This window comes from Vibrio sp. (genome assembly GCF_047973365.1).
Classification (GTDB): domain Bacteria; phylum Pseudomonadota; class Gammaproteobacteria; order Enterobacterales; family Vibrionaceae; genus Vibrio.
The window spans coordinates 1-5,814 of record NZ_JBKEBW010000028.1 but is presented as its reverse complement, the minus strand read 5'-3'; the positions used below and the strand labels follow the sequence as shown (position 1 = coordinate 5,814).

The 5,814-nt window shown below is 45.9% G+C and carries 4 protein-coding genes and 1 pseudogene; all 5 read left to right on the top strand.

The genetic code is table 11. From position 1 onward, the window contains the following. Positions 1–392, top strand: a pseudogene (gene rbfA, locus ACK5MF_RS04900) (30S ribosome-binding factor RbfA); the annotation flags it as partial. Beyond that, positions 392–1,336, top strand: a complete 945-nt coding sequence (gene truB / locus ACK5MF_RS04895; protein WP_416919923.1) for a tRNA pseudouridine(55) synthase TruB — start codon at positions 392–394, stop codon at positions 1,334–1,336. The pseudogene rbfA and the gene truB, both read left to right, overlap by 1 nt. A 163-nt stretch (positions 1,337–1,499) precedes the next feature. Beyond that, entirely contained in the window at positions 1,500–1,769 is a 270-nt protein-coding gene (rpsO, locus tag ACK5MF_RS04890) for a 30S ribosomal protein S15 (RefSeq protein WP_416919921.1), read from the top strand. Positions 1,770–2,186: 417 nt separating this feature from the next. Continuing rightward, positions 2,187–4,316, top strand: coding sequence for a polyribonucleotide nucleotidyltransferase (gene pnp, locus ACK5MF_RS04885; RefSeq protein WP_416919919.1), 2,130 nt, complete (start codon positions 2,187–2,189; stop codon positions 4,314–4,316). Between the two features lie 117 nt (positions 4,317–4,433). Continuing rightward, positions 4,434–5,375, top strand: coding sequence for a lipoprotein NlpI (nlpI, locus tag ACK5MF_RS04880; protein WP_416919917.1), 942 nt, complete (start codon positions 4,434–4,436; stop codon positions 5,373–5,375). Positions 5,376–5,814: the final 439 nt, after the last annotated feature.

Sequence of the window (5,814 nt, the reverse complement as noted above, 5' to 3'; positions counted from 1 at the left end):
CAAAAGAATTTAGCCGCACTCAACGTGTGTCTCAACAATTACAAAAAGAACTCGCCATGATCCTTCAGCGCTAAGTTCGTGACTCTCGTTTAGGAATGGTGACCATTTCTGATGTGGAAGTTTCTCGAGACTTAGCCTACGCTAAAGTATTTGTCACTTTCCTATGTGTGGGTGAGCAAACGCCAGAGTCTTGTTTAAAAGCGCTACGTGAACACGAAGCTCATATCCGTATGATGCTTGGTAAGCGTATTCGTCTACGTCTAACGCCAGAAATTCGTTTCCACTACGACAGCACCTTAGTTGAAGGTATGCGTATGTCGAACCTAGTTTCTGAAGTCGTCAATAGCGACAAGCAAAGTCAAAAAGAAGCTGGTCGTGATGACGAAGAGTAATGGCTCGTCGTCGTAAAGGGCGTCCGATTAATGGTGTGGTGCTGATTGATAAACCAACCGGCATCTCATCTAATGACACCTTACAAAAAGTTAAACGCCTTTTCTTTGCTGAAAAAGCAGGGCATACCGGAGCACTAGATCCTCTGGCAACGGGTATGCTGCCTATTTGTTTAGGCGAAGCAACTAAGTTTTCGCAGTTTCTGCTTGATTCCGATAAGCGTTATCGCGTGATTGCAAAGCTGGGTGAGCGTACTGATACCTCAGATTCAGACGGTGAAGTGGTTGAAACGCGTGAGGTGAATGTCGACCATGATACGCTGTTCAGTTGTATCGAAAAATTCCGCGGTGAAACCGACCAAGTACCATCAATGTTTTCCGCATTGAAATACCAAGGTCGTCCACTGTACGAATATGCTCGCCAAGGTATCGAAGTACCACGCGAATCGCGCAAAATCACCGTTTACGACATTGTTCTGTATCGTTTTGAAAACGATGAAGTTGAGATGGAAGTACATTGCTCAAAAGGCACTTACATTCGCACTATCGTCGATGATCTAGGTGAAATGCTTGGCTGTGGCGCGCATGTCACTATGCTTCGTCGTACGGGGGTGGCGAAATACCCATATGAGAATATGGTAACGCTTGAGCAGCTCAACCAACTTATTGAGCAAGCCCACCGCGAAGAACGTTCACCTTACGATGTGCTTGATGCATTGCTGTTACCAATGGATACCGCAGTACAAGACTTACCAGAGGTCAATCTGATCCCTGAGCTGGTTGATATGGTTCAGCACGGTCAAGCGGTTCAAGTCTTTGGTGCTCCGACAGACGGTATAGTTCGCATGACGGGTGGCGAAGAGAAGCTATTCCTTGGCGTTGCTGAAATCGATAACGATGGCAAAGTAGCGCCGAAGCGTTTAGTGGTTTATCCACCGCGTACTTGATGCTGCAAGGTCAATGACTGATTTATAGCGCTAAGTTACACATTCTATTTCGTGAAATAGCGCTTGTGTGGTTACAGGTTATTCCCTATAATCCCCGCTCCCCGTGTCGGCTGAATCAGAGATTGGCGACACAAATATAAACTTAACTCTTTAGGAGAGAATTATGTCTCTGAATGCAGAAACTAAAGCAGCAATCGTTGCAGAATACGCACGTGGCGAAGGCGACACTGGTTCACCAGAAGTTCAAGTAGCTCTACTTACCGCTTCTATCAACCACCTACAAGGTCACTTCAAAGAACACAAAGGCGATCACCACAGCCGTCGTGGTCTTCTACGTATGGTTTCTAGCCGTCGTAAACTTCTAGACTACCTAAAAGGTAAAGATCTAGAGCGTTACCACGCACTAATCGCCCGTCTAGGTCTACGTCGCTAATTGACGTCTGCCAAGCAGGTTTAAGAAAAAGGGGCTTTATGCCCCTTTTTTGTGTCTGCCGATCACTCGTCATGCTGAAAAATGCGTAGCATTTATTCAGGATCTAGTTTCAGCTCTCGCGATGATTAGATTCCAGCCTTCGCTGGAATGACAGAAAATACCTTAATTTCTACCGGAATTAGCATCTTGTCGCAAGCAGGTATATACTATGCGCGTCGAAATCCTTAGATAAGGTTAGGCATTCAAACTCACTACATTACAGTCAACCACGTCGACCAAACGGTCGCGGCTATCCAAAGCGTGTTTGCCGAACATTCTTAAATACAGAATAAAAGCACGTTTTTACTAGTCGCGATTCGTAATGTGTGAGATTCATTTATTAAATCTGGGCATTAGCTCAGAGCAAGGAATATTTACATGTTCGAAAAACCAGTTGTTAAAACGTTCCAGTATGGCAACCACACTGTCACGCTAGAAACAGGTGTTATTGCTCGTCAAGCAACATCTGCAGTCATGGTGACTATGGATGACACCGCAGTATTCGTTTCTGTTGTTGGTAAGAAAGAAGCGGTAGAAGGTCAAGACTTCTTCCCTCTAACCGTCAACTACCAAGAGCGTACTTACGCGGCAGGTAAAATCCCTGGTGGCTTCTTCAAACGTGAAGGCCGTCCTTCAGAAGGCGAAACGCTTACCGCTCGTTTGATTGACCGTCCAATTCGCCCACTGTTCCCAGATGGTTTCACTAACGAAGTTCAAGTTATCGCGACAGTCATGTCTGTGAACCCTGATGTTCAACCAGACATCGTGACTATGATTGGTACTTCTGCGGCGCTTGCGATTTCAGGTATCCCATTCAATGGTCCTATCGGTGCAGCACGCGTTGGTCATATCAATGGTCAACTTGTTCTAAACCCAAGCGAAAAAGAACTTGCGACTTCTCGTCTAGATCTTGTTGTTGCTGGTACTGATTCTGCGGTACTGATGGTTGAATCAGAAGCTGACAACCTAACAGAAGAAGAGATGCTTTCTGCGGTTGTATTTGGTCACGACCAACAACAAACCGTTATCAACGCCATCAACGAATTCGCAGCGGAAGTAGCTACTCCTGCATGGAACTGGACGGCTCCTGCTGAAAACACAGAGCTTAAAGCGAAAATCGCTGAGCTAGCGGAAGCGAAACTGGTTGAAGCTTACCAAATCACTGAAAAAATGGCGCGTTATGACCGTATCCATGAAATCAGTGCCGAAGTCAGTGACAAACTACTTGCTGAAAACGAAGAGCTGAATCCAAAAGAGATCCACACTATTTTCCACGATCTAGAGAAAGTCGTGGTACGTCGTAGCATCATCGCCGGTAACCCACGTATTGATGGTCGTGAAAAAGACATGGTTCGTGCACTTGATGTACGTACTGGTGTTCTGCCACGTACTCACGGTTCTGCACTATTCACTCGTGGTGAAACTCAGGCGCTAGTAACGGCGACTCTTGGTACTCAACGTGATGCTCAAATCATTGATGAGCTAACTGGCGAGAAAAAAGATTACTTCCTACTACACTACAACTTCCCTCCATACTGTGTGGGTGAGACTGGTTTTGTAGGTTCTCCTAAGCGTCGTGAAATCGGTCACGGTAAACTGGCTAAACGCGGTATCGCAGCAGTCATGCCTTCTCCAGAAGAATTCCCGTACACAGTACGTGTGGTTTCAGAAATCACTGAATCAAACGGTTCTTCGTCAATGGCTTCTGTTTGTGGTACTTCTCTGGCTCTGATGGATGCGGGTGTGCCAATCAAGTCTTCCGTTGCAGGTATCGCAATGGGTCTGGTTAAAGAAGGTGACGATTTCGTTGTTCTTTCAGACATCCTTGGTGACGAAGACCACCTAGGTGATATGGACTTTAAAGTAGCAGGTACTAACACTGGTATCACTGCACTGCAAATGGACATCAAGATTGAAGGTATCACTAAAGAGATCATGCAAATTGCCCTTAACCAAGCGCAAGGTGCACGTAAGCACATCCTATCTGTAATGGATCAAGCTATCTCTGGCGCTCGTGCAGACATCTCTCAATTTGCTCCACGTATCCACACTATGAAGATCAACGCTGAGAAGATCAAAGACGTTATCGGTAAAGGTGGTGCAGTTATCCGTGCTCTGACTGAAGAGACGGGTACAACTATCGAAATCGAAGATGACGGTACCATCAAGATCGCAGCAACTTCTGGTGAGCAAGCGCAAGACGCGATTCGTCGTATCGAGCAGATCACGGCTGAAGTTGAAGTCGGTAAGATCTACACTGGTAAAGTTGCACGTCTGGCTGACTTCGGTGCATTCGTCACTGTGCTTCCGGGTAAAGACGGTCTGGTTCATATTTCTCAAATCGCTGATCAACGCGTAGAGAAAGTGTCTGACTTCCTGACTGAAGGCCAAGAAGTTCAAGTTAAAGTACTTGAAATTGACCGCCAGGGTCGTGTTCGTCTGAGCATGAAAGAAGCAGTAGAAAAGCCAGCAGAAGCGGCAGCAACTGATTCAGCTCCAGAAGCTTAATCCGTTTACGTAGAGTTAATTTACGTAAAAGATAAAAATACGTGTTATAAAGGGAGCTAGATTCGCTCCCTTTTTTCTTTTTTATCATAGTGGCAGGGCATACAGGAGTATCTATTTGTGAAATGGTTTAAAACCGCGACCGTCACTGCGGCGTTAGCGCTCTTAGCCGGATGTGCGAGCAACTCTTCCGAGTCTGCCAATACGGTACCATGGGTTTATCCACCAATGGCTATTCCTCTACAAGCCAGTGTGCAGCAGGAAGTGCAAATCGCGCGTTTGACGCAGCTATTGCAGCGACCTGATTTAGCCGATGAAGTACGAGCAAAAATGCTTTATGAACGAGGCAATGCTTATGACAGTGTTGGCTTACGTGATTTAGCTCGCTTGGATTTCACGCAATCATTAGCGCTTAATCCCGCTCAACCCGATATCTTTAACTTGTTAGGTGTGTATTACACCGAAACCGGTGAATTTGACGCAGCTTATGAATCGTTTGATTCAACGCTAGAGCTTGATCCTAGTAATGAATACGCCATGCGTAACCGTGCCGTTGCGTTATATTACGGTGAGCGTCCACAGCTTGCATTTGATGAAGCGGATAAACATTATCAGATGGATCCGAATGATCCCTTCCGCGCTTTGTGGCGCTATATCATCAAAATGGAACTTGACCCTCAAGCGGCAACAACAGAGCTTAGCGAGCAGTTCAAATCTTATAGCGACAAAGCCAGTGACCAAGAGTGGGGCTGGTTATTGGCTGCCATGATGTTGGATGAAATATCTGAAGAGCAACTGTTTAAAGTGGTACTGGCAAGCACTCGCGATAACAACTTGCTAGCGCAGCGTTTAACCGAAGCTTATTTTTATCTTGGTAAGCGCTATCAAATGCAAGGTAACTACGCCCATGCGGTATCGCTGTATAAGTTGGCCATTTCCTTTAATGTTTACGAATACGTAGAGCACCGCTATGCGTTTGTTGAGATGGCACGCATCTACAAAGATGTCCGTGAAGCTCAGCAAGCGAAAGAGAAAGCTGCTGACCTTACAGCGGGTGAGTGATTCATACTTTGAAACTCAATAAACTCTTAGTTCGATTTATACCCGTTATTCCAACGTTTATGCCCGTCATCCCGGAAAATACGTAGTATTTATCCGGGCTCTCGCTTTTGTGCATGATGCTGAGATTTTGATTCCTGCCTTTACAGGAATGACGGGTACACAAACTCAATCCAGTGTTTAAGCACTGGATTTTTGTTTGCCCAGCAAAGCTGGCAAACCCGTCCACTTGAAAGAAAGTGGAGTCACCCTGACTAAGGGGAAGACAATCCGAATGGCAAGGGCGTCACGGGCTAACGGTGGGGTCTGAAGGAAGCCATAGGAAGTTAGATGTACACAACTAACCGTAATCTGTTTCGGCGGTACTGGTGGGTAAGCGTCCAAAATAGCGCAAAGCCCAATACTTAGTCAGACCAATACTGTGATTGAGGGTGGGATATCT